Raw genomic sequence first — 24,167 nt, forward strand, 5'->3', positions numbered from 1 at the left:
GACTTCTCCATTATCCACATCTTGTTGTGTCACGGTATAAGTCGTCGTCACTGTGGCTGTTTCATCAGGTGCCAAAGTGCCTACGTTCTCTGTCAGGCCAGTAAGCGGATCTTCAACTGTAACATCGGTCAAAGTTTCGTTTCCGGTGTTCGTCACCACAATGCTGTATGGAATCACATCTCCTGCTTCGGCATACGTTGCTACTTCAGCAACTTTGTCAACACTTAGGCTCGGAGCATCTATGCCCGGTACGATCACTGTATCTGTACCGCCTGTCTCGCCTCCGTCCGGATCAGTGCCTGTCGCCGTCGCAATGTTGGTGACTTCTCCATTGTCCACATCTTGTTGCGTCACGGTATAAGTCGTCGTCACTGTAGCTGTTTCATCAGGTGCCAAAGTGCCTACGTTCTCTGTCAGGCCAGTAAGCGGATCTTCAACTGTAACATCCGTGAGTGTTACGTTTCCGGTGTTTGTCACCACAATACTGTATGGAATCACGTCTCCTGCTTCGGCATACGTTGCTACTTCAGCGACTTTGTCAACTGATAATGCAGGGCTATAAATTGCATTTACCTGAACCTCATCCTCATCATCCACAGTATTTTCTATTGGGTCTGTCCCAATAACAGTGGCACTATTTACAATATTTCCATTATCTAGGTCTGCTTGCGTTACAGTATAGCTAGTGGAGGTAGTAAGAGTTTGATTTGGAGCCAGTGTACCAAAGTTTTCAGTATATCCCGTCAAAGGATCTTCCACCGTCACATCTGTGAGAGTCACATTGCCAGTATTGGTCACTACCAAGGTATATGGGATTACTTCGCCTACCTCTTCGTAAGTAGTGGCGCTAGTTGATTTTTCTATTGTGATATCAGGATTCTGAATAGCTTCTACTGTCGTTCCGTCTTCGCCATCAGTCTGTCCGCCATCTGGATCCGTACCGGTAGCAGAAGCCAAATTCGTAATGCTGCCATTGTCAAGATCGGCCTGAGTGACTGTATAATCAGTCGTCACGGTCAGACTTTCGCCCGGCTCCAGTGTTCCTTCATTGTTGGAGAAGCCGGTCAGATCATCATCCACGGTGACATTGCTGAGCGTCACATTACCTGTGTTGGTCACTACGATGGTGTATGGAATCACTTCGCCCACTTCGACATATTCTGTAGCATCGGTCGTTTTCACAACTGCCAATCCCGGCTCCTTAGTACCCTCTACCAATGCATCGTCCATATCTGTCACGGTGCGGTTGATCGGAGTTCTTCCGGTCGCTGTCACTGTGTTCACTACCTCGCCACTATCCACATCATCCTGAGTCACGGTGTAGTAAGTCGTATAAGTCTGAGATTCGCCCGGCGCCAAGGATGCTATGTCTTCTTCCATGTCGGTCAATGGATCTTCAACTGTCACATCCGTCAGAGTCACGTTGCCGCTATTGGTCACCACGATGCTGTAGCTCAGCACATCGCCTTCTGTATTGAAGTCTGTATCATTAGCTGTTTTCTCCACATTGATCTCTCCGCTTCTTCTGCCAAGCACCACTGCTAGGTCATTGTCGCGCAGCGTCAATCCTGCAGGTGTCTTCCCTTCTGCTGTTGCATTGTTGAGGATTCTTCCTGAATCCATCTGCTCCTGCGTCACGGTCAGAACAGTCGTTCTGTCCAAGCTTTGGCCCGGCTCCAAGGTAGGAATCACGGCATCCAATCCTGTCAATGGATCCACCACATGCACTTCAGTCAAAGTGACATTTCCGGTATTGGTCAAGGTTAGGGTATACGTGATCTCATCTCCTGCTTCATCATACAGATTCGGAGACGCAGTCTTAGTGATCTCCAGTCCTGCAGACCTTCTGGCCACCACGATCGCATCATCTGTATCACTTACTTCTGCTTCGTCTATATCATGTGCCGTGACAGAAGCAATGTTTCTGAAGAAGCCGTTGTCGACATCATCCTGGGTCACATCTCTGCTCAGAGAATAGGTAGCTGACTCACCTACCGACAGGGTGGCCAATGTGATAGGTGCATCTATCACCTGAGGATCTGTGATCTCCACATCATATAGTTCCAGATTGCCCACATTGCTCACGATGATTTCGTAAGTGATCGTCTCACCCGCCTGATCATAGGTCAGTGGTGTAGCCGTTTTCTGGATCTCAATGCCTGGTTCGCCGTCGGCAAAGACTCGTACATCGTCGTCGTCTTCCACGATGGAATTGTCCGGTGCCATACCTTCCACCATGACTGTATTCAGTACACTTCCGTTTTCCAGATCCTGCTGAACAATCTCATAAGAAGTGGTATAGGTCAGTGATTCACCCGGTGCCATCGTGCCGATATTTTCAGAATAGCCAGTCAATGGATCTTCCAAGGCCACTCCAGTCAGCGTCACATTGCCGGTATTGGTCACGACCAAAGTAAAATCAATCAAGTCTCCAGCCTCATCGTAGATTCTTGGCGAAGCTGTTTTTCTCACTTCTATCGCTCCCGCCTGCAGTGCAAGTACTGTCACGTCGTCTTCTGCACTGACCGTCTCTTCTTCCGGAGTAAGCCCTTCTACAGTAGCTGTGTTATCTACTTCTCCTGCATCAATATGAGTCTGATCGATCGTAAAGCTTTCTGTCAGAGTTATTACTTCGGAAGGTGCCAGTGAACCGACATTTTCAGCCAAACCGGTCAATGGATCCTGAACGATCACCTCATCCAAAGTCACGTTGCCGGTATTGGTCACTACCAAGGTATAGGTGATGACATCTCCCGGTGTATCATAGCCTGTCACATCAGAAGACTTATCGATGTCAATCTCGCCTCTTTGATCTGCGGTAAGCATCACTTCATCCTCATCGACTACTTCATCGCTATTAGGATCAAGTCCGGTTGCCGTCGCGGTATTGCTCAGGCTACCTGCATCCACATCAGCTTGTGTCACCGTATAGCTGGTCGTGATAGTGGCTGCTTCATTTGGTGCCAATGTGCCTGTGCCCACAGTCTCATCGAGTCCAGTCAATGGATCCTCAATAGTCACGTCAGTCAAAGTCACATTCCCCGTGTTGGTCACTACCAAAGTATAGTTGATCACAGCTCCCGCTTCATCATAGGTGCTTTGATCCGCAGTTTTCACCAATGCTATTGCTGGATTTTGTGTGGCAACTACATCGGTACCGTCTCCACCGTCTGTTTCTCCACCATCCGGATCCGTGCCCGTCGCTGTCGCATAGTTGCTGATCGTACCATTGTCCACATCTTCCTGGGTCACCGTATAGGTCGTGATGATCGTGGCGCTTTCACCCGGTGCCAAGGTGCCCACATCCTCCATTAGGTCTGTCAATGGATCTTCTACCGTCACATCGGTCAGGGTCACATTACCTGTGTTGGTCACCACTATTCCATACTTGATCTCTTCACCTTCTTCCGTGTAGGTAGTCGCATTGGTAGCTTTTATCACTTCCAAAGAAGGATTTTTAATGCCATCCACTTCCGCTCCGTCTCCTCCGTCTGTAGGATCGCCGTCAGGGTCAGTACCTGTCGCTGTCGCATAGTTGCTAATGGAGCCATTGTCAACATCAGCCTGTGTCACAGTATAATAGGTGGTCACAGTATAGGTATCACCAGGAGCCATGATCCCAAAGTTTCTGGTCAAACCGGTCAGATCATCCATGCCGTTCAAATTGGTCAAGGTGACATTCCCTGAATTGGTCAGGATAATGGTGTATGGAATTACGTCCCCTGCTTCATCGTACTCATCCACGTTGGCTTCCTTGGTCACTGTCAGACCTGGGGTCTGCGTACCAGGCGTAACCGTACTGTCTGTGCCGTCGGTCTCTCCTCCGTCTGGATCAGTGCCTGTCGCTGTCGCGATGTTGGTAACTTCTCCATCATCCACATCCGCCTGAGTCACAGTATAAGTCGTCGTCACTGTGGCGGTCTCTCCCGGTGCCAAAGTGCCTACATTCTCAGTCAGACCTGTAAGCGGATCTTCAACCGTCACATCTGTGAGAGTCACATTGCCAGTATTGGTCACTACCAAGGTGTATGCGAGTACATCTCCTGCTTCTACATAAGTTATCGAAGTCGTTGTTTTCTCAATGGTCAAAGAAGGATTTTTGATACCATCTATTATCAATTCATCGTCATCTTCTACTTCACCTCCATCAGGGGTTTGGCCGGTCACCGAAGCGACGTTTTCTAAGGAGCCCCTATCGACATCCGCTTGTGTCACAGTATAGCTTACTGATATAGTTGCGGTTTCAGCTGGTGCCAAGGTTCCGAAATCCCTACTTGAACCAGTTTTCGGATCGACTACGACTACATCATCGAGCGAGACATTTCCATCGTTAGTCACTACCACCATGTACTCGATTACATCTCCTGCTTCGTCGAAGGTGTCTACATCTGCAGATTTTTCAAGTACAATGGATGGCTCTTGAATTGCTTCGATTTGTACTGTATCGATATCTACCAGATTCACATTTTGAGGAGTTGTACCTCTAGTGCCGGCTATATTTTCATAGAAACCATTATCAAGATCCTCTTGGGTTATCACATGAGAAGTGGTATAGCTTACTGTTTGAGAAGGAGCCATAGTAGGCACTACCTCATCCAATCCGGTATATGGATCCTTCACAATTACATTGGTCAAGGTCACATTGCCAGTGTTGGTCACTGTGATGGTGTAATTGGCAGTCTGCCCCACCTCATCGTATGTGCTGATATCCGATTCTTTTTCTATGTCTATTTCACCATTCAGTATGGCGGTCACTTCCTCATCATCCATGGCCTCCACGGTTCTATCAGCTGGAGTGATTCCTGTTACCGTGGCTATATTTTCAAAAGCCGCTGCGTCTACATCCGCTTGGGTAATGGTGTAAGTGGTGGTTAGAGTTGCGCTTTCTCCAGGTGCCAATGCACCCACATTTTCATTGAGCGAGGTCTGAGCATCTACCACTGTCACATCCGTCAGGGTCACATTACCAGTATTGGTCACTACGAGGGTATATGGGATCACATCGTCAGCTGCATCGTAGGTGGAGACATCCGCAGTTTTTTGGATATCTATCGAACCATTTCTCAAGGCTACGACAATTGCACCATCGGTGACATTCAAGTCTCTTCCTTTTGGAGTGATAGCTGTAGCTGTGGCGATATTTCTTACAAAACCAGCATCTACATCAGCTTGCTCGATTGCGTAGACCTCGGTGAATGTTTTGCTGGCACCCGGAGCCAAGTCACCCACGGCCACATCCATTCCAGTAAGTGGATCAGAAACCTCCACATTATTCAAGGTGACATTTCCTCTGTTGCGAATGACAATGGTATAAGTGATCTCGTCACCTGCTTCTCTATACAATCTCGGACTTGGTGTTTTATCGATACTCAATAGTCCAGCTGTCAAAGCAGTTACTTTTTCTTCATCTTGATCAGTGACTACTTTATCATTGGATGCAGTACCTTCCACAGTCGCCACATTCGAAATACTTCCATTATCCACATCCGCCTGAGTGACAGTGTAAGTGGTATTACGGATTGCGATTCCTTCTGGAGCCAGTGTACCCACATTTTCGGAATAACCTGTAAGCTCATCAGTAATGATGACATCGTCTATAGTGAGATTACCCACATTAGTCACTGTCAAGGTATAAGTGATCACCTGTCCTGCTCGCTCGTATATTTTTGGCGAAGCTGTTTTTTGGATCTCAATGCCAGGAGTACCTCTACGGAACACGGTAACATCGTCAGTATCAGTCAATCCTTCTTCTACTGAAGTATTTGCAGTGACAGTGGCGGTGTTGATGATTCTACCTCCATCCACATCTGCTTGAGTGGTGGTGTAGGTCGGGGTAAACGTTGCCGACTCTCCCGGAACCAAAGGACCAAAATCTTCATCCAGAGAAAGCATTTCATCCTCTAGATTCAAGTCCGTCAAAGTAAGGTTACCGGTATTGGTCACCACCAAAGTATAGGTAATCACCTCATCCGGTGCATCGAATATTCTTGGAGTTGCTGCTTTGGTCAGCTCAATGGAGCCACTCTGCAATGCGGTCACTTCTACAGCATCTTCATCCGTCACATCCGGACCTGTCGGCGGAGTGCCTGTGACATTTGCATCATTTATCACAGAGCCGCTATCCACATCAGACTGAACTACGGTGTATGAGGTGGTAAAGGTCACTGCCTCTTCTGGTGCAAGAGACGGAATACTCTCATTCATACCAGTCAATGGGTCTGTTACCAATACATCCGCCAAAGTAACATTTCCTGTGTTGGTGACCGTGAGCGTGTAGGTGATCACATCACCGGCCTCATCGTAGGTGGAAACATCTGCGACTTTTTCCAAGAGAATAGCTGGACTTTGCTCGGCTATCACCGTCACATCATCTTCATCCGAGACTGTTGCAGGATTCGGAGAATTACCAGTAACGCTCGCAGTATTGTCGATTTGTCCATTGTCCACGTCTGCCTGCGTTACAGTATAGCGACTGGTCAAGGTATAGCTCTGACCTGGTGCCATGGATGGATAGCTTTCATCCAAGCTTACCAATGGATCCGTCACATTCACATCAGTCAAGGTGACATTTCCTGTGTTGGTAATCACTACTGTATATCGGATCAAGTCTCCTGCTTCATCGTAAGTGGATACATTGGCAGTTTTAGTCAGCTCGATTTCACCCTGCTGAATAGCATCGACGGTCACATCATCACTATCTTCTACTACTTCATCCTTTGGATCCAAAGCCGTCACACTAGCGGTATTATCGATTTGTCCGTTATCCACATCTGCCTGAGTGACCGTGTACGGGAAGTCTTTAGAAAGACTTGTTCCCGGAGCCAAAGTATTAATCGGCTCATCTGCTCCAGTCAGTGGATCCGTCACTTCCAGCGTATTCAGCGTTACATTTCCGGTATTGGTGATAGTTACCGTATAGATGATTACTTCACCCGCAGTAGAATAGGTGGATTTGTCTGCCTCTTTCACCAAATCTATAGCTGGCGTTTGAGTTGCTTCTACCACTACCGTATCATCATCCTCCACGATTTCCCCAGCAGGTGTCTCACCAGTAGTACTAGCTGTATTTTCTACCTGACCTACATCTATATCGCTTTGATCCACAGCATACACAGCGGTGTAGGTTCTGCTTTCTCCAGGAGTCAATGTCTGAATAGTTTCCGTCAATCCTGTCAACGGATCTGAGACTTCGACATTCGTCAAGGTGACGTTTCCAGTATTTTCCACCACAATGGTATAGGTGATTTCATCATCGACAGCTGCATATGTACCCACATCAGCAGACTTGGTGAGAGTGATTTCACCATTTTGGATAGCTGTGACCAGTTCATCATCCGTATCATTCACGGTGAGATTCGCTGGGGTGGTGCCCGTCACTGAAGCAGTATTTGGTAGTTCTCCGTTGTCCAGATCTTCCTGAGTAATGGTATACACAGTAGTGAAAGTCTGAACTTCATCAGGAGTCAAAGTAGGAATAGTAGTACTATAACCTGTCAGCGGATCCGTTACTTCCACATCTGTCAAAGTTACATTGCCAGTATTAGTCACTGTGAGTGTATAGGTGACCAGGTCATTTACCGCTTCATACGTTTCTACATCAGCCACTTTCGTCAGCTCAATATCTGCTGATCTTCTAGAGAGTACTACTGCATTATCTGTATCTGTGACAGTCCTACCTGGCGGTGTAATTCCTGTAGCGGTAGCCTGATTGACAATCAATCCAGCATCCACATTTGCTTGGGTAGCAGTATAAGAAACTGTATACGTCTCGGAAGTGCCCGGTGCCAATGTAAGCGCAGCACCATTGTCAAATCCAGTTAATGGATCCGTCACTTCCACATCTGTCAAGGTCACATTTCCAGTGTTCGTCACAGTCAAAGTATATTCAATTACCTCGCCCGCTTCACTGAATGTCCTTTGCAGAGGAGCTTTATCGATAGAAATAGAACCTGATCTTCTGGACAATACTCTCGCATCATCAGAGTCAGTTACTGTATTTCCAGAAGGAGTTTGCCCTGTAGCAGTGGCTGTATTCAATACCAATGCGGCATCCACATCATCCTGATCCACTGTGTAGGAAGTCACTGTAGACACCTGCTCTCCAGGAGCCATCTCCCCTATATCCCAAGTCAAACCAGTCAATGGATCGGTCACTTCTACATCCGTCAAGGTCACATTCCCTTCGTTGGTCACCGTGATCGTGTAAGTAAGTTCATCTCCTGACTCATCAAAGCTCAATTGATTAGCTTTTTTATCGATTCCAATTGCGCCGGACCTTAACCCTTGCACGCGCGCATTGTCCGTATCTTCTACCAGATCGCTATCTGGATCAGCACCGACCACTGTTGCCGTATTGGCAATGAAGCCTTGATCCAAGTCATCTTGCGTTGCGGTATAAGTCACCGTGATGGAAGTACTTTCGGCTGGTGCCAAAGCGCCCACATTTTCATCGGTACCTGTAAGCGGATCTATTATAGTCACATTATTCAAAGTGACATTTCCAATATTCGTCACGCTAAGCGTATAAGTGATCACTTCTCCGGCTTCATCAAATGTCAGAGGAGAAGCAGTTTTGGTCAGCTCTATGGCCGGCTCACCAATCACAAATATTCTTGCATTGTCAGTATCTTCTACCGTCTCATCGTTTGGAGTGACTCCCGTAGCTGTGGCTGTATTGACCAGGTTTTTATTGTCTACATCGGTTTGAGTCAAGGTGTAGGTGGTTGTGAAAGTTTCACTTTCACCCGGTGCCAAAGTCCCCACAGACTCATCGAAGGCTGTCAATGGATCAGTCACTTCTACATCCGTCAAGGTCACATTTCCGATATTAGTCACCACAATAGTATAGGTGATCACCTCACCGGCCGCATCGTAGAACTTAGGATTAGAAGTTTTGGTCACTTCGATTGCACCGTTTTGAACAGCTACGATTTGTTCATTATCGGTATCTTCCACCACTTCATCGTATGGAGTGGCACCTATAGCTGTAGCAATATTGGTCACAGATCCTGCATCCACTTCTGCCTGACTCACAGTGTAAGTAGTCTGGAATTGCTGGGTTTCATCTGGCAACAATACCGAAACGGTCTCCGTCAATCCAGTCAAAGGATCTGTTACTTCCACATCGGTCAGTGTCACATTCCCAACATTGGTTACTTCCAATGTATAAGTGATCACCTGATCAGCAGCCGTGTAGATTTTTGGAGAGGCAGATTTAGTAATTTCTATTCCACCGATCTGATTGGCTTTGGAGATGACCTCATCCTCATCGCTGACTTCTACATCATTTGGATCAACACCTACTACTGTAGCGGTATTGAGGATTTCTCCACTGTCCATATCTGCCTGAGTGACTGTGTAGGAAGTCTGTCCAGACTTGGATTCATTTGGAGCAAAAGATCCTGCATTGTAAGTCAATCCAGTCAGAGGGTCCGTAACAGTCACATCTGTCAGCGTCACATTCCCGGTGTTCGTCACCGTAAGCGTATAGAAAATCACATTTCCAGCCTGATCGTAGGTAGTCTGTGTGGTTTCTTTGACTAGCTCAATAGAGGACAACTGAATGGCATCTAGGGTCAAGTCATCCTGATCGGTAACCTGAGTATTTTGAGGAGTGTTACCCGTTACCGTAGCCTGATTGTAAATCGAACCATTGTTGATATCAGACTGAGTGACGGTGTAGTTTTCTCTGACATCGGTAGATTCTCCCGGAGCCAAAGTACCTACGTTGACGGCGAGCTCAGTGAGTGGATCAGTTACCGAAACATCCGTAAGCGTCACGTTTCCAGTGTTAGTCACAGTCAAGGTATATCTGATCACATCACCAGGAGCATCATAGTCAGATACATTGGCAGACTTCTCTATCGTGATTTCAGGATCAAGGATTGCTGTGATCGTTTCATCATCCGAATCCTCTGCTCTACTGTTATCCGGAGCTACACCGGACACTTCAGCCACATTATCCACTTTACCAGCGTCTACATTTGCCTGAGTGATAGTGTAAGTAGGCGTGAGCGTGCTGGATTCACCTGGAGCAAGACTTCCAATATTTCTAGTCAAGCCAGTTTTTGGATCTTTTAGTGTCACCTCATCCAGTGTCACATTTCCAGTATTTTCCACTACCAAGGTATACGTAATGACTTCGCCTGGAGTAGCGTAGGTTTTAGGATTGGCAGATTTGGTGATGCTAATGTCTGGATTTTGAAGCCCTAAAACAGTAACATCATCGGAGTCTGCAACCTGTCCACCATCTGGAGTATACCCATTGGCGTCTACCAGATTATAGACAAATCCATTGTCCATATCATCTTGTGTGACTGCATAAGCTTCAGTGAAGGTTTTGGATTCACCTGGCTGTAGGGTGAGGATAAATGCACTCAAACCAGTATTGTTGTCCACACCATATACTCTAGACAGGGTCACATTCCCTGTATTGGTCACTACGATGGTATAAGTGATGATTTCTCCTGCCTCAGAGAAGGTAGGCTTATCAGCAGATTTCACCACTTCCAATTCTCCATTTTGGATCGCCATCACGGTAGCAGAATCATCATCCTCTTCCGCTTCACCTTTAGGAGTGATCCCTGAACCTGTGGCTGTGTTTTCCACCAGACCAGCATTGAGATCAGCCTGATTGACTGTATATACTTCTGTGAATGTCACACTTTCACCTGGTGCCAATTCCTCCACATCCTCAGCCATACCGGTCAATGGATCAAGAACTTCGACATCGGATAAGGTGACATTGCCGGTATTTTCTACAACAATCGTATAAGTGATCTGGTCACCGACTTCGTCATAAGTAGCAACATCCGAAGTCTTGGAAACTGCAATTTCTCCGTTCTGAATGGCTTTGACCAACTCATCATCAGAGTCTCGTACAGTAAGATTTGCCGGAGTAGTACCTGCTACCGAGGCTGTGTTTGGAAGCTCTCCATTATCCACATCTTCTTGTGTGATGACATAGGAGGTACTGAATTCCTCACTTTCACTAGGAGCTAGGGTTGGGATGGTAGTAGTGAATTCTGTCAGTGGGTCAGTCACCTCTACATTGGTCAAGGTGACATTTCCGATATTAGATACCACCAATGTATAAGTGATCACATCGCCTGCTTCATTGTAAGTCTGCACATCAGCATCCTTGGTGATGGAAACAGCTGCAGATCTTCTGGATAGCACGATGGCATTATCACTGTCTGAAACGGTGTTTTCAGCAGGCGTCAGACCAGTGGCAGTGGCCACATTGAGAATCGCTCCTCGGTCTACATCAGCTTGAGTCACGGTATAGGACACGGTGTAAGTTTCGGAAGCATCAGGATCCATGCTTTCAATAGTGGTATCAAAACCAGTCAGTGGATCACTCACTACCACATCCGTCAGGGTGACATTTCCTGTATTGGTGACTTCCAGACTATATTCAATAATTTCACCCTGCTCTGAATAGAAGCGCTGCAATGGTGATTTGTCCAAGCTGATAGCACCTGATCTTCGGGCCAACACGAATGCATTGTCACTATCTGATACTATTTTATCTGATGGAGTAGTACCCTCCACAGATGCCGTATTAGTCACTCCTCCTGCATTGAGATCATCTTGATCGGCTGTATAGCTTGTTACAGTGGAAACACTTGCGCCAGGGGCCATTTCACCGATGTCCCAAGTCAGTCCAGTCAATGGGTCAGTCACTTCCACATCGGTCAAGGTCACATTACCCTCATTGGTGACGGTAATAGTATAGGTCAATTCCTCCCCTGCTTCATCAAAGGTCTGCTGATTGGCAGTCTTGTCAATACCAATAGCACCGGCTCTCAAACCCTGCACTTTGGCATCATCTGTATCTTCTATGATATCGTCATCAGGATCTATACCTGTAGCAGTGGCGATGTTGGTCACAAATCCTTGATCCAAATCATCTTGGGTAACGTCATAGGTGACTGTGACTGTTTTGCTTTCTTCGGGAGCTAAAGAACCTACGTTTTCATCCGTATCTGTAAGAGGATCGGTAATCGTAACATCCGTTAGCGTTTCATTTCCAATATTGGTCACCACCAAGGTATAGGTGATCACCTCACCTGCCGCATCGAATGTCAGCGGGGAGGCAGTTTTTTCCAACTCTATCGCTGGACTTCCGATGACATAAATTCGTGCATTGTCTGTATCAGAAACTTCATCTTCTGAAGGTGTACTTCCTGTAGACGTAGCTGTGTTTACCAAATTGGTATTATCCACATCCTGCTGCGAAAGAATATAAGTGGTCGTAAAGGTTACACTTTCACCTGGGGTCATTTCTCCGACTAGTTCATCAAAATTGGTCAGCGGATCTTCCACTTCCACATCCGAAAGCGTCACATTTCCAGTATTGGTGACCACAAGGGTATAGGTGATTTGCTGGCCAGCGGCGTTGAAGAATTTAGGTGAAGAAGTTTTTACAATTTCGATCGATGCACTTTGCAATGCAGTCACTAATTCATCATCAGATTCGGTGACATCCACACCCTGAGTAGTCTGCCCTATCGCAGTAGCTGTATTTGGGATAGATCCGGAATCGACATCTGCCTGCGTAGTCGTGTAGGTGGTCGTATACACCTCTACATCTCCTGGGGCGAAAGTATCAATTGTCTCGTCCAGCCCAGTAAGTGGATCAGTCACATTTACATTTACCAAGGTCAGGTTGCCTGAGTTTTCTACCTCGATGGTATAGGTGATTACCGTATTTGGTGAGTCAAACTCACTTGGGTCGGCTGTTTTGGTAAGCGTAATGTCTCCATTTTGAAGCGCTTGAATCAACGCGTTATCGGTATCATTTACCTGCTCCTCATTAGGATCCAAACCAGCAGTAATCGCGGTATTAGACACGCTACCATTGTCTAGATCATCTTGAGTAATTGTATAATTACTGGTATAAGTCGCACTTTCATTTGGTGCCAAAGTACCCACACTCTCATCAAGACCAGTCAATGGATCTTCTACAGTGACCTCGGTCAAGGTTACATTTCCTGTATTGGTCACTATGATCGTGTAGATGATCACCTCATCGACTGTTTCGTATGTGGAATGATCAGGAGATTTGCTCAGCTCTATGGAAGGTGTCTGAATCGCCTCAACGATTTCATCGTCACTATCATCCACAGAAGGTATTCCGCTGGAAGTCGGAGGAGTGGCTATGACAGAGGCAGTGTTGCTGACAGAACCCGCATCCACATCGTCCTGATTCACGGTATAGGTGGTGGTGAATACTTCAGAAGCTCCAGGAGCAAAATCTGTAAACTGCTCATTCATCCCTGTCAGCGGATCAGTCACTTCTACATCTGTCAAGGTGACGTTACCGGTATTAGTCACGGTCACCTGATAGGATATCACATCACCATTCTCAGTATAGTTTGGAGTGATCGCTGTTTTCTCTATCGTGATAGCTGGACTTTCAATTGCCGGTACGGTGACTTCATTGGTGATATTGGTGACATCTTCGCTATTGGTGTCCTGACCGGTTGCAGTTGCCTGGTTGGTGTAGCTTCCTGCATCTATATCTTCCTGCACCACTTCATGCTCCGCTGTGACTGTAGCACTTTGCTGAGGCGCCAAGGTAGCAATTGGGCTTCCGCTGGTAACTACAGCTTTTGGATCAGTTACCACAATATTGGTCAAGGTGATATTACCGGTATTTCTCACGATGATGTCATAATTGATTACATCACCTACAGATGAATAACTGCTGGTAGTGGATCGCTTCAATGTGATCAAGGAAGGATTCTGAATGGCCGGAACTGTCACCTCATTGGTAATAGCATCCACATTGCCATTGTTGGTGTCTTTGCCTTGGGCAGAAGCCTGATTGCTATAGAATCCTGCATCCAAGTCGGCCTGAGTCACTACGTGCTCCGCAGTGATCGTAGCTGTATTGCCAGGTGCCAACGTGACAACAGGATTACCGGAAGTAATGACAGCTTTTGGCTCAGTGATAGTAATATCACTCAAGGTCACATTTCCAGTATTCTCTACTACGATTGTGTATTCGATTACATCCCCTACTTCATCGTAATCCGCAGTAGAAGTAGCTTTGACCGCTGTCATAGATGGACTTTGAACAGCATTAAGCCTGACTTGATTAGTAGTAGTGGAAATTGGAACTCCTGTTTTCAGAGCTCCATTTGCAGAAGCCTGGTTGGTGTAGGAGCCGGCATCTAGATCAGCTTGTGTGACTGTATGCACTGCTGTGACTGTGGCTGTGGTCCCAGCAACTATGATTGGAACTGGATTTTCGCTTGTAATTTCTGCTTTCGGGTCGTTGACCTCCATATTATAGAAGGAGACGTTACCCGTATTATTTATCAGAATTTCATAATTGATCACTTCGCCCACAAAGGAGTAGGTAGATTGAGGGGAAGATTTGGAGGAAGAAATAAATGGATTCTGTACACTGGTAATTCGCTCGAGATCCTCATCACTTACTGTATTCCCATTGAAATCCAGCCCTTCTGCAACGGCCGTATTATCGATTTTAGAATTGTCCACATCATCCTGAGTGACTGTGTATGTCACCTCATAGGTCACTTGATCTCCAGGTGAGAAAGTGGCTACATTTTCGGTCAACCCAGTCAAAGGGTCAGTCACCTCCATATCAAAGACGGTGATATTGCCTGTGTTTGTCACCACAATGGTATAATCCAGCACTTCCCCAGCATTGATGTAGCTATTTTGTGCTACTGATTTATCAATAGTGATTTGCGGATTTTGCGCGCCATTGAGATTTTCAGTGTCAGCATCCTGAACTGTATTTCCTAAAAGGTCCTGCCCGGTAGCATCAGCAGTATTTTCTATCTCACCTCGGTCCACATCTTCTTGCGTGACCGTATAGCTTTCTTGGTATTCCCTACTTTCTCCCGGCGCCAACTCATCGATGGTGGTGCTTAGTAAAGTTTTAGAATCTGAAACTGTAATATCATAGACAGTGACATTTCCTATGTTTTCTACCGTAATATCATAGTGAAGAACTTCACCCACTGCTGTATAGCCACTTTCTTGAACAGACTTGGTGACTTCCAAGCGTGGATTTTGAACTGCAGGAACGATCTCATCTCCCACTGCATCTGCCAGACTGCCTCCTGCTGGAGTACCAGTAGCTGTAGCGATATTCTGGAATTCTCCTACGTTCACATCATTTTGATCCGTGGTATATTTTGCCACATAGATCCATGTTTCGCCCACATCCAAGTTACCGTCAGCGTCTACGTCTCCACTACGATAAGTAGGCCCCTCAGCTACAAACGGATCTGACAAGCTCACATCTGCTATAGTGACATTTCCGGTATTCTTCAGCTCAATGGAATAATTTAAAATATCATCGGGGCTGTTATAACTATTCGGTGTAGTCGTACTTGTTTTGGTCAGAGTCCATTCAGGATTTTGGATGGCATCGGTAGTCTCTCCATCACTTAGATCTGGAATACTGCCTCCTGCCGGATTGCCTTTGGCTGTGGCTGTATTAGTAAATGATCCATTGTCGATATCCTGCTGAGTAATGACGTGGGTCGCCGTATAGGTCCAAGTTTCTCCCACATCCAAAACATTATCATTGTTTTGATCGCCAGCCAGATAATTTGGTCCAGTAGTAGCATTCGGGTCTTGTAGGTTGACATTGCTGATAGACACATTCCCTGTATTGGCTAGGGTGATGCTGTAGTTCAAAACTTCTCCAACCGAGCTATAGGTACTTGGATTATTGATACCTCTCTTATCCAAAGTCCAGCTAGGAGTCTGGATAGCCAACACGCTTTCGTCGCCATTAGCCTCGATAGGTCCACCACCAGCTTGCTGACCGCGTGCGGTCACTGTATTGTCAAATCTTCCTCTGTCAACATCAGCTTGTGTAGTCGTATAGGTAGCTTCGTAAGTCCAGATTTCTCCCACACTCAAAACTCCATCCTCCAACTCATCTCCACTGATATAGTCTGGTCCGGTAGCTGCCTTCGGATCATTTACCAGCAGGTCTGCGATCGTAATATTTCCAGAGTTTTCTACAGTGATCAAATAATTAATTTCAACCCCAGGCTCATCAAATTCGGTGATATCTGCCACTTTGGTCACGGTCAACTCAGGCATTCTATTGGCAGGAATGTTCACCGCACCACCCGCTGTCACAAGTGATCCATTGTAATCCTTGCCTACTGCGCCAGCTGTATTCAAAATATTGCCACGATCCAGGTCATTTTGAGTGATCGTATGAGTGAATGTAAATGTCGCCGACTCTGTAGGAGCTAGTTCAGGAATTTCATCCACGAATCCCAAAAACGGATCTGTCACTTCAGTATCAAAAACAGTCAGATTTCCTGTGTTGGTGACGACCACGGTATAATGCAGTACCTCTCCCGTACTAGAATAGGTACTCTCTTCCACATATTTGGTTAAAAGCAATTTGGGATTTCTAGCTCCTGTCAGCTCTTCACTTGCCTGCGCATCGACTGGATTGTCATAATAATCTTCCCCAGCAGCTGTAACTGTGTTGGTGATCGTGCCTACATCCAAATCTTCTTGTGTCGCTGTATAATATTCAGTGATAGTGACAATTTCTCCTGGAGAAAGGGTCGCCACTTCTTGCGTATATCCTGTCAGTGGATCTTCAATCTCCGTGTCGAAAATGGTGACGTTGCCAGAGTTTCTGACCAAAATGTTGTATTGAATGACGTCTCCTTCAGACTTATATCCACCTTGAACAGCTTCTTTTTCAGCAGTAAGCTGAGGAGTTTGGACACCATTGATACGTTCAGTAGCTGTGTCTGTGAGTGTTTCGTTTTCGGTATTTTGTCCCGTGGCCGTGGCTGTATTAGTGATAAAGCCTTTGTCCACATCTTCTTGAGTGACGGTATAAGTTTCGTTGAAAGTCTGGCTCTCCTTGGATTCTAAATTTATTGTTGTACTCAAACCAGTCAACGGATCCGTCACCAGTACATCGGTCAATGCATCATTGCCACGATTAGTCACCACTATCGTATAGTTCAGCACTTGTCCAGCTGCGCTATAGCCATTTTGCTGGACGTCTTTCTCAATATCCAGGTGACTATAGGTGCCTCCTCCAGCAATTGCACTGTCAGAATCATCTATGTCATTGCCATCTGGGTCTTTTCCGGAGGCTTCGGCGACGTTGACAAAAGTACCTTGTGCCACATCATCTGCTGTGACCGTGTGGGTGGTGGTGACGGTCACCGTTTCTCCAGGAGCCAGGTCCCCTACATTCTCATCCAATCCGGTGCTAGGATCTGTGACTTGGACATCCGTGATCGTCACATTGCCTGTATTAGTCACGATGATCTGATATTCCAGCACTTCACCTTCTACCAGTTCGCCTGATGTATGGGTTTTATTGACAGTGAGTTCTGGATTTTTAGATCCATTAATGATTTCTGTATCCTCATCGTCTACATCATTCCCACCTGTATTGGTCCCGCTAGCTGTAGCTGTATTTTCAATAGTGCCATTATCTACATCCTCTTGGGTCACCGTATAGGTAGTGGTATAGGTTACTACCTGCCCCGGCTGCAGTGTCCCAATATCTTCGGTCATCCCAGTCAATGGATCATTTACTGACGCATCATTTATAGTGGAATTACCCGTATTGGCTACCAAAATGGTATACGTCAAAACATCACCTGCTTCAAAATACCCTGATTCCTGAACATTTTTGATGACTGTCAGCTCGTCTGACTCAGCTCCATTGGTGGTCTGTGAATCTGTATCAGTGACTTCCTCTTCATTAGGATCAGTACCTGTTACAGAGACATCATTGGTCACGGAGCCGTTATCCACATCATCGACTGTCACTGTATAGCTCGTAGTGTACACGATGGTTTCTCCAGGAGCCACACTTGGAATAGTCTCCGACAAGCCTGTCAGCGGATCTACTACTTCGACGTCAGTCAAAGTTACATTACCGGTATTGGTGACAGTAATAGTGTATTCTAGGACATCACCTGCCTCGACATATCCATCACTAGTCAAGGCTTTATTGACATCGATGGAAGGTTTTTGGTCTGCTTCTGACTCTGTGGCATCGGAGTCCTCGACATCCTCCCCGTTTGGATCCTTCCCAGTGGCAGTCGCAGTGTTGGTAATCGAGCCACTGTCCAAATCTTCTTGTGTGACAGTAATTGATCCTGAATAGGTGAGTTCTTCACCTGGTTCAAGAGTAAGACCATTTTCATCTAAATCGATCAAATCATCCGTAACAGCCACGTCAATCAAGCTCAAATTCCCTGAATTGCGGACAGTAATGGTATAATTCAATACTATTCCCGTATCGTCATAGCTGACTTTGTCCACGGATTTATCCAAAGAAATTTCCGGGTTTTGAATAGCGTCTATGGTATTGGAATCTGTGGCATCTGGAAGATCCAGCTCTCCTGCAGGAGTACCGCTAGATGTGACGTCGTTTGTCACAGACCCATTATTTATATCCTCCTGGGTAATCGTGTATTGAGCTGTGTAAACCCAAATTTCATCGGGATCCAGTTTGCCATTGGAATTGGTATCTCCAGATACATAGTCTGGCTCGCCTGTGAGAGGATCAGTCAGAGCGATATCGGATATGGATACATTTCCTGTGTTTTCTACTTCAAAAGTATACGTAATGACTTCCCCGGCATTGGTATAGGTTTCACTAGAAGGTGTTTTAGTAATTTCCCAATCTGGCATTTGATTGGCAGGTACAATCTCACTATCTGCTATATCAGGCAGATTGCCTCCTAAAGAGATGCCATTGGCTCCAGCTGTATTTTCATGACTTCCATTGTCCAGATCTTCCTGGGTGACAATATAACTGGCGGTAAATGTCCAGGTCTCCCCGACATCCAATAGCTGGTCACTGTCTGTATCTCCTGAAGAATAAACTGGCGGATTGGTCGCTCCAGTATCAAAGACATCCACACTTTTAATAGATACATTCCCTGTATTGGCAATTACTATTTCATAGGTGATCTCTTCACCAGCTTCGGTATATTCTTTAGGATTGTTTGTAGCGGTCTTTTCGATAGTCCAACTTGGAAGCTGGATAGCTGGGACAGTCACCTCGTCAGTTTCATCACTTAAAGTTCCAGCCGCAGGATCACCTGTGGCCGTAACTTCATTGGTATAGCTGCCATTGTCAATATCGTCTTGTGTAACGATGTATGTCGCACTGTATGTCCAGGACTCACCTACATCCAAAACTCCATCCTCATCTAGGTCTCCCGACTCATAAGTAGGTCCAGATGAGGCGGTAGGATCATCCACAGATGGGTTATTGATGGTGATATTTCCAGTATTTTCCAGAATAATCGTGTAGCTCAACTCTTCTCCTACGGTAGTGTAATCCGTATTGGCGACAGATTTTGTCACTTCCATTTTAGGAGTTTGGGAGGCTTTGATTATCTCTGAATCACTTAGACTAAATGTCACACCGCCTGGGGTAGTAGCTGTCGCCGTAGCTGTGTTTTCTAATGTACCCCGGTCGACATCTTCTTGAGTGACGGTATAGGTAAGATCGAAGGAAATCGTCTGTCCAGGTTGGAATTCTGCAAACACATCAGATGTACCAACCTTAGGGTCAGTCACTACCACATCAGAAAGCGTAACATTACCCGTATTCACTATGACCAACGTGTAGTGTAACTCATCCCCAGCTTCATCATAACCTGACTCCGCCACGGTTTTGCTGATAGAGAATTTAGGGTTTTGGGAACCTACTATAGACGCATCATCTGTCGCATCTTCCAGATCGCCACCTGCAGGATCGCCAGAGGCCGTTACTTCATTGGTAAATTCACCGGCGTTCAAGTCATCCTGATCGATGATGTGAGTGGCCGTGAAGACCCAAGTTTCTCCAACGTCTAAAGTATTGTTGCCATCGTCTCCAGACACATATGTAGGACCTGAAGTAGCCTGAGGGTCACTGACCACTACATTACTAATAGAGACATTGCCTGTATTAGAAAGTACAATATCATAAGTCAATTCGTCACCAATCTCGCCATATCCACCTTCATTTACAGATTTGGATATGCTCCATTTTGGTGTTTGTGTAGCAGGAACAGACTCATTGTCATCAACTTCCTCTAATATGCCTCCAGCAGGATCGCCAGTGGCACCCGCTATGTTTTCAAAAGAACCAGCGTCAATATCTTCCTGAGTGACGGTATATTCAGCAGTATAGGTCCATGTCTCTCCTACATCCAATCGTTGGTCACCATTTGTATCACCCGACTTATAGGTAGGTCCGGCAGTGGCTTGAGGATCTGTTACCACTACATTTTCGATGGTCACGTTCCCTGTGTTTTCCACCACTATAGTGTAGGTGATCTTGTCTCCAGGTTTGCTATAGGTAGCAGTATTACTTGTTTTGGAAATAGTCCAATCAGGAGTTTGCACGGAAGGGACAGTCTCTCCATCTGAGGCAGGATCCAGAATTCCCCCTGCAGGGTCTCCGTTCACTGTCGCATTGTTTGTAAAGGATCCTGCATCTACATCCTCTTGTGTGACCGTATAGCTGGCGGTGAAGACCCAAGTTTCATCCGGGTCCAATTCAGAATCTCCGTCAGTATCACCCGACACATAGGCTGGAGCAGAAGTAGCCTGAGGGTCCGTAACCAACACATTGCGGATGGACACATTTCCTGTATTTTCTACTTCAATTGAATAAGTAATTTGGTCTCCGGCATTGACATACTCGGATTCATTGGCTGTTTTGGTCAATGTCCACGAAGGTTCCTGGATAGCTGATACTGAATTCTGACCTGAAGTATCCTCAATAGAACCTGTTGTTAGATCGCCAGATGCGGTAGCTTCGTTGGAATAAGTTCCATTGTCCAAATCATCTTGACTAATTGTGTGAGATGCAGTAAATACCCATATTTCTCCCACTTCCAATATCCCATCTCCGTCATCACCAGAGGAGTAAACAGGAGCAGAATCGGCTCCAGGGTCGGATACTATGGGGTTCAGAATGGAAACATTTCCTGTGTTTTCAACTGAAATCGTGTAAGTAATTACATCACCTACTGCGTCAAAATCAGTCTGCCCTGCAGTCTTTGTCAAAGTCCAAGCCGGATTCATGGTCGCATTGACAGTCTCGGTATCTGAAGCATCTTCGAGGTTTCCAGCTGTGGGATTTCCTGAGGCAGAAGCAGTGTTGGTCACGCTTCCGTTGTCAATATCCTCTTGAGTGACTTCGTAGCTTGCTGTGTAAGTCCAGCTTTCACCGACTTCCAAAATAGTATCCCCATCGTCTCCTGAGTTATACGTTGGACCTGAAGTGGCCAAATCATCAGAGATCTCTACATCGGATATTGAGACATTTCCGGTGTTGACTATAATGATTGTAAAGTCAACTTCATCGCCTGGATTTCCATAAGTGCTAGTGCTGCTTTTGGTCAATGTCCAACTTGGATTGGAAACAGGACTCGTTATTTCACTGGCTGAATTATTTGATGAATCAGGATCATTTTCATTGCTCGAAGTGATGGAGGTTTGATTTTCGTAGTTAGCTCCACTGACTGGCTCCAGTACCTGGGCGGAAATGGCCAATGTAGCGGATGAACCTGATGCCAGATCTCCTACCGTCCAATTGCCAGAGCCAGAATCGAAATTTCCCTGAGAAGGATTGTCTGAAAGGTATTCATAGCCACTTGGTAGCTGATCAGACACGGTAATTCCGGTAGCCGGAGAAGGCCCATTATTTGAAACCGTAATTGTAAAAGTCACCTCTGATCCTACCTCTGGTGCTCCATTATTGACTGATTTTGCTATTGATAAGTCAGCCTGTGGAACAGGATTTAAGGTAACTGAACTCTGATTATTGGAATTATTCCCATCATATTGGTCACTGGATACAGTTGCTGTATTTTCATAATCGCCGGTTCCATTGACTAAGGCCGTGATTTCTATACTTTCAGTTTGATCAACTCCCAAGGAACCCACTGTCCAATTCCCTGATCCTGGATCATAGCTCCCCCCACTATTATCACTGATATATGTGTAGCCGCTTCTCAACTGATCTTTGACTATGACATTTTGTGTTTCATAGGGACCTATATTTCCCACTTCTAGGGTAAAGACAACCTGGCTACCTGCCTCGGGTGAATTAGAGGAGGCTGTTTTATCGACCGATAAATCCGAAATGAAAACGGGAGTTACGGAAATACTGTCAGAATTATCATCCCCGTTTTCATCATCCTCTGCCGATGTAGCATTGACGGTAAAATCATAATCATCAGTATCTATGACCTGAGCTGTAATACTCAAGGAGGTAGATTCAGCGGGATCTAAGTCGCCTACTGTCCAACTACCGGTAAGTGAATTATACGCACCAGCTGAATTGTCAGACTGATAGACATATCCAGAGGGAAGCAAAGCCGCGACATTGATTCCTGTAGCCAGGTCAGGTCCATCATTCAACAGATTGACTGTAAACGTAACAGTACTTTCTATGAAAGGATTAGAATTGCTAACCGAAAGATCAATGGTCAAATCAGGCAAGAAAGCATCTTTATGAACACCTGATGCGAGTGGACTTGAAGAATTGGCTGACTTTAGATCAAAAAATTCCTTGAAACTACTAGCCCGACCCTTACCAATAGAAGCGGTACTGATTCCTCCTATAGTTTCAAAAGAAGAGCCTCTTTCTATAATAGGGTTTAAGTCATTCCACCTTCCTCCAGAAAAGCCAAACAATTGTGTAGTAGTAGCAACAAAGAAAAAAAAGACTGCTACCCCTTTAAAATAGTTCATATGCCAAAGTAAATATCTACCAAACAGAAAATTTTGATCCCTTAATTCCCTCAATTCAAGCTTAAAATGTGATTTGGTAGCCAGAGTCGAGGAGTATATCTCTAATCAAGTTGAATATCGGTCATATTTTATTTTGAAGCAAATTCAAAATATTATTATACCTATATTTTATTACACAATTAATTAACAAGAAAGGGTTTGTATTATAGTTTAAAGGTATTTTCAGTAAAACACCGTTTCAAAAAATCACGATAGCCAGATGGGAATATCGACCCATATTTCCGAATAAATTCTTACAGTTCTATGGGCCAATATCGGTACATATCCCGCACTAAACCCTTTTCTTTGCAAGAGTCTTCTGTGTATCATGAAAAGTCATCGCACAAGTGAACTAAAGCTATATGCCTTCAGATTGATAGCTAGGAAAAATGCTCTATCAGGAAAAGCACAAAAAATACTTAAACAACTAGCTCATATATTGACAAGTCATTTTCGATAAATCAGTAAGAAAGACGATTTGATCAAAAGCGCTCAAGACAAAGTACAGAATCGCCAAAAAATTAAGGTTGGTGGACTTCAATAAATTCAAAATCTCAGCCCAGCAGTTATAAATAGTCCATTCGTTTTTCCCAAATCAATGTCATCAATATCTGACTGAACATTCGTCAAGGACCACTGGTAGGAGAGGTCCACATAGAAAATAGCAATGTCAGCCCCCGCACCAGCAAAAACTCCCCATTGAGGAGACTCGATATCATCCTTGTCCAAATAATCACTACTCGTGCCCATTACCACATAAGAAGATCCACCACCAAATACTCGGAGTCCGAAAGAAGAATCAGCATTTCCCAAAATATTGAGACCTACTGCTACGGGAATGCGCAGGCCATGATAAGAAGCATCTGTTTCGGGAGTATTGTCAGCAGTTGTAAATTCAAACGCCGATTTCTGATAGAAAACCCCAGGTTCGAAATACAACTTCTCACCAAAAGCAATGCTTGCTCCAGCCTGCCACCCCAATTGACCAGTGGCATCTGCACCTTCACCAGTTACATTGGTAAAATTGATCCCCACCCCAGGTTTAAACTGAGACTGGGCATTCACACCCATACTTAAAAGCAGCAATACTAAAACGGCAATTCCAAATCTTTTCATGGCACCAAGGGTTAAAATTAATGGATAGGAAATAGCAAAAAATCGAGTTTTGCCTTTCTAATTTATCATATTTTCTTTTAATATTTAAATTAGAACTATCAATAAATAAGCTGGTACCATCAAATAATCAAATCCTTACAAGTAGTAGAATCTTTACTGCATCAGGTATCACTAAGTCGATTCAACCATCAAAAAAATCAATTGATCAATCCTATCTACCACTGAATAATATTTTTTGAATAGTGGGCAAAGTCCTACTT

2 protein-coding genes are annotated in these 24,167 nt (G+C 45.3%); both read right to left on the bottom strand.

What is annotated here, in order from left to right; genetic code table 11:
* A partial coding sequence (locus G460_RS23185; protein WP_026955829.1) for a DUF7507 domain-containing protein occupies positions 1–22,752 on the bottom strand: 22,752 nt, incomplete at its 3' end.
* Between the two features lie 585 nt (positions 22,753–23,337).
* Positions 23,338–23,907 carry an outer membrane beta-barrel protein gene (locus G460_RS0113345; protein ID WP_026955830.1) on the bottom strand — a complete coding sequence of 190 codons (570 nt, stop codon included), beginning with the start codon at positions 23,905–23,907 and terminating at the stop codon, positions 23,338–23,340.
* Positions 23,908–24,167: the final 260 nt, after the last annotated feature.

The sequence above is a fragment of the Algoriphagus vanfongensis DSM 17529 genome (assembly GCF_000429465.1).
In the GTDB taxonomy this organism is placed as follows: Bacteria; Bacteroidota; Bacteroidia; order Cytophagales; family Cyclobacteriaceae; genus Algoriphagus; species Algoriphagus vanfongensis.

Excerpts from the sequence above, each read along its gene's own strand:
- G460_RS0113345 (WP_026955830.1), bottom strand. The coding sequence starts at position 23,907 with ATGAAAAGATTTGGAATTGCCGTTTTAGTATTGCTGCTTTTAAGTATG.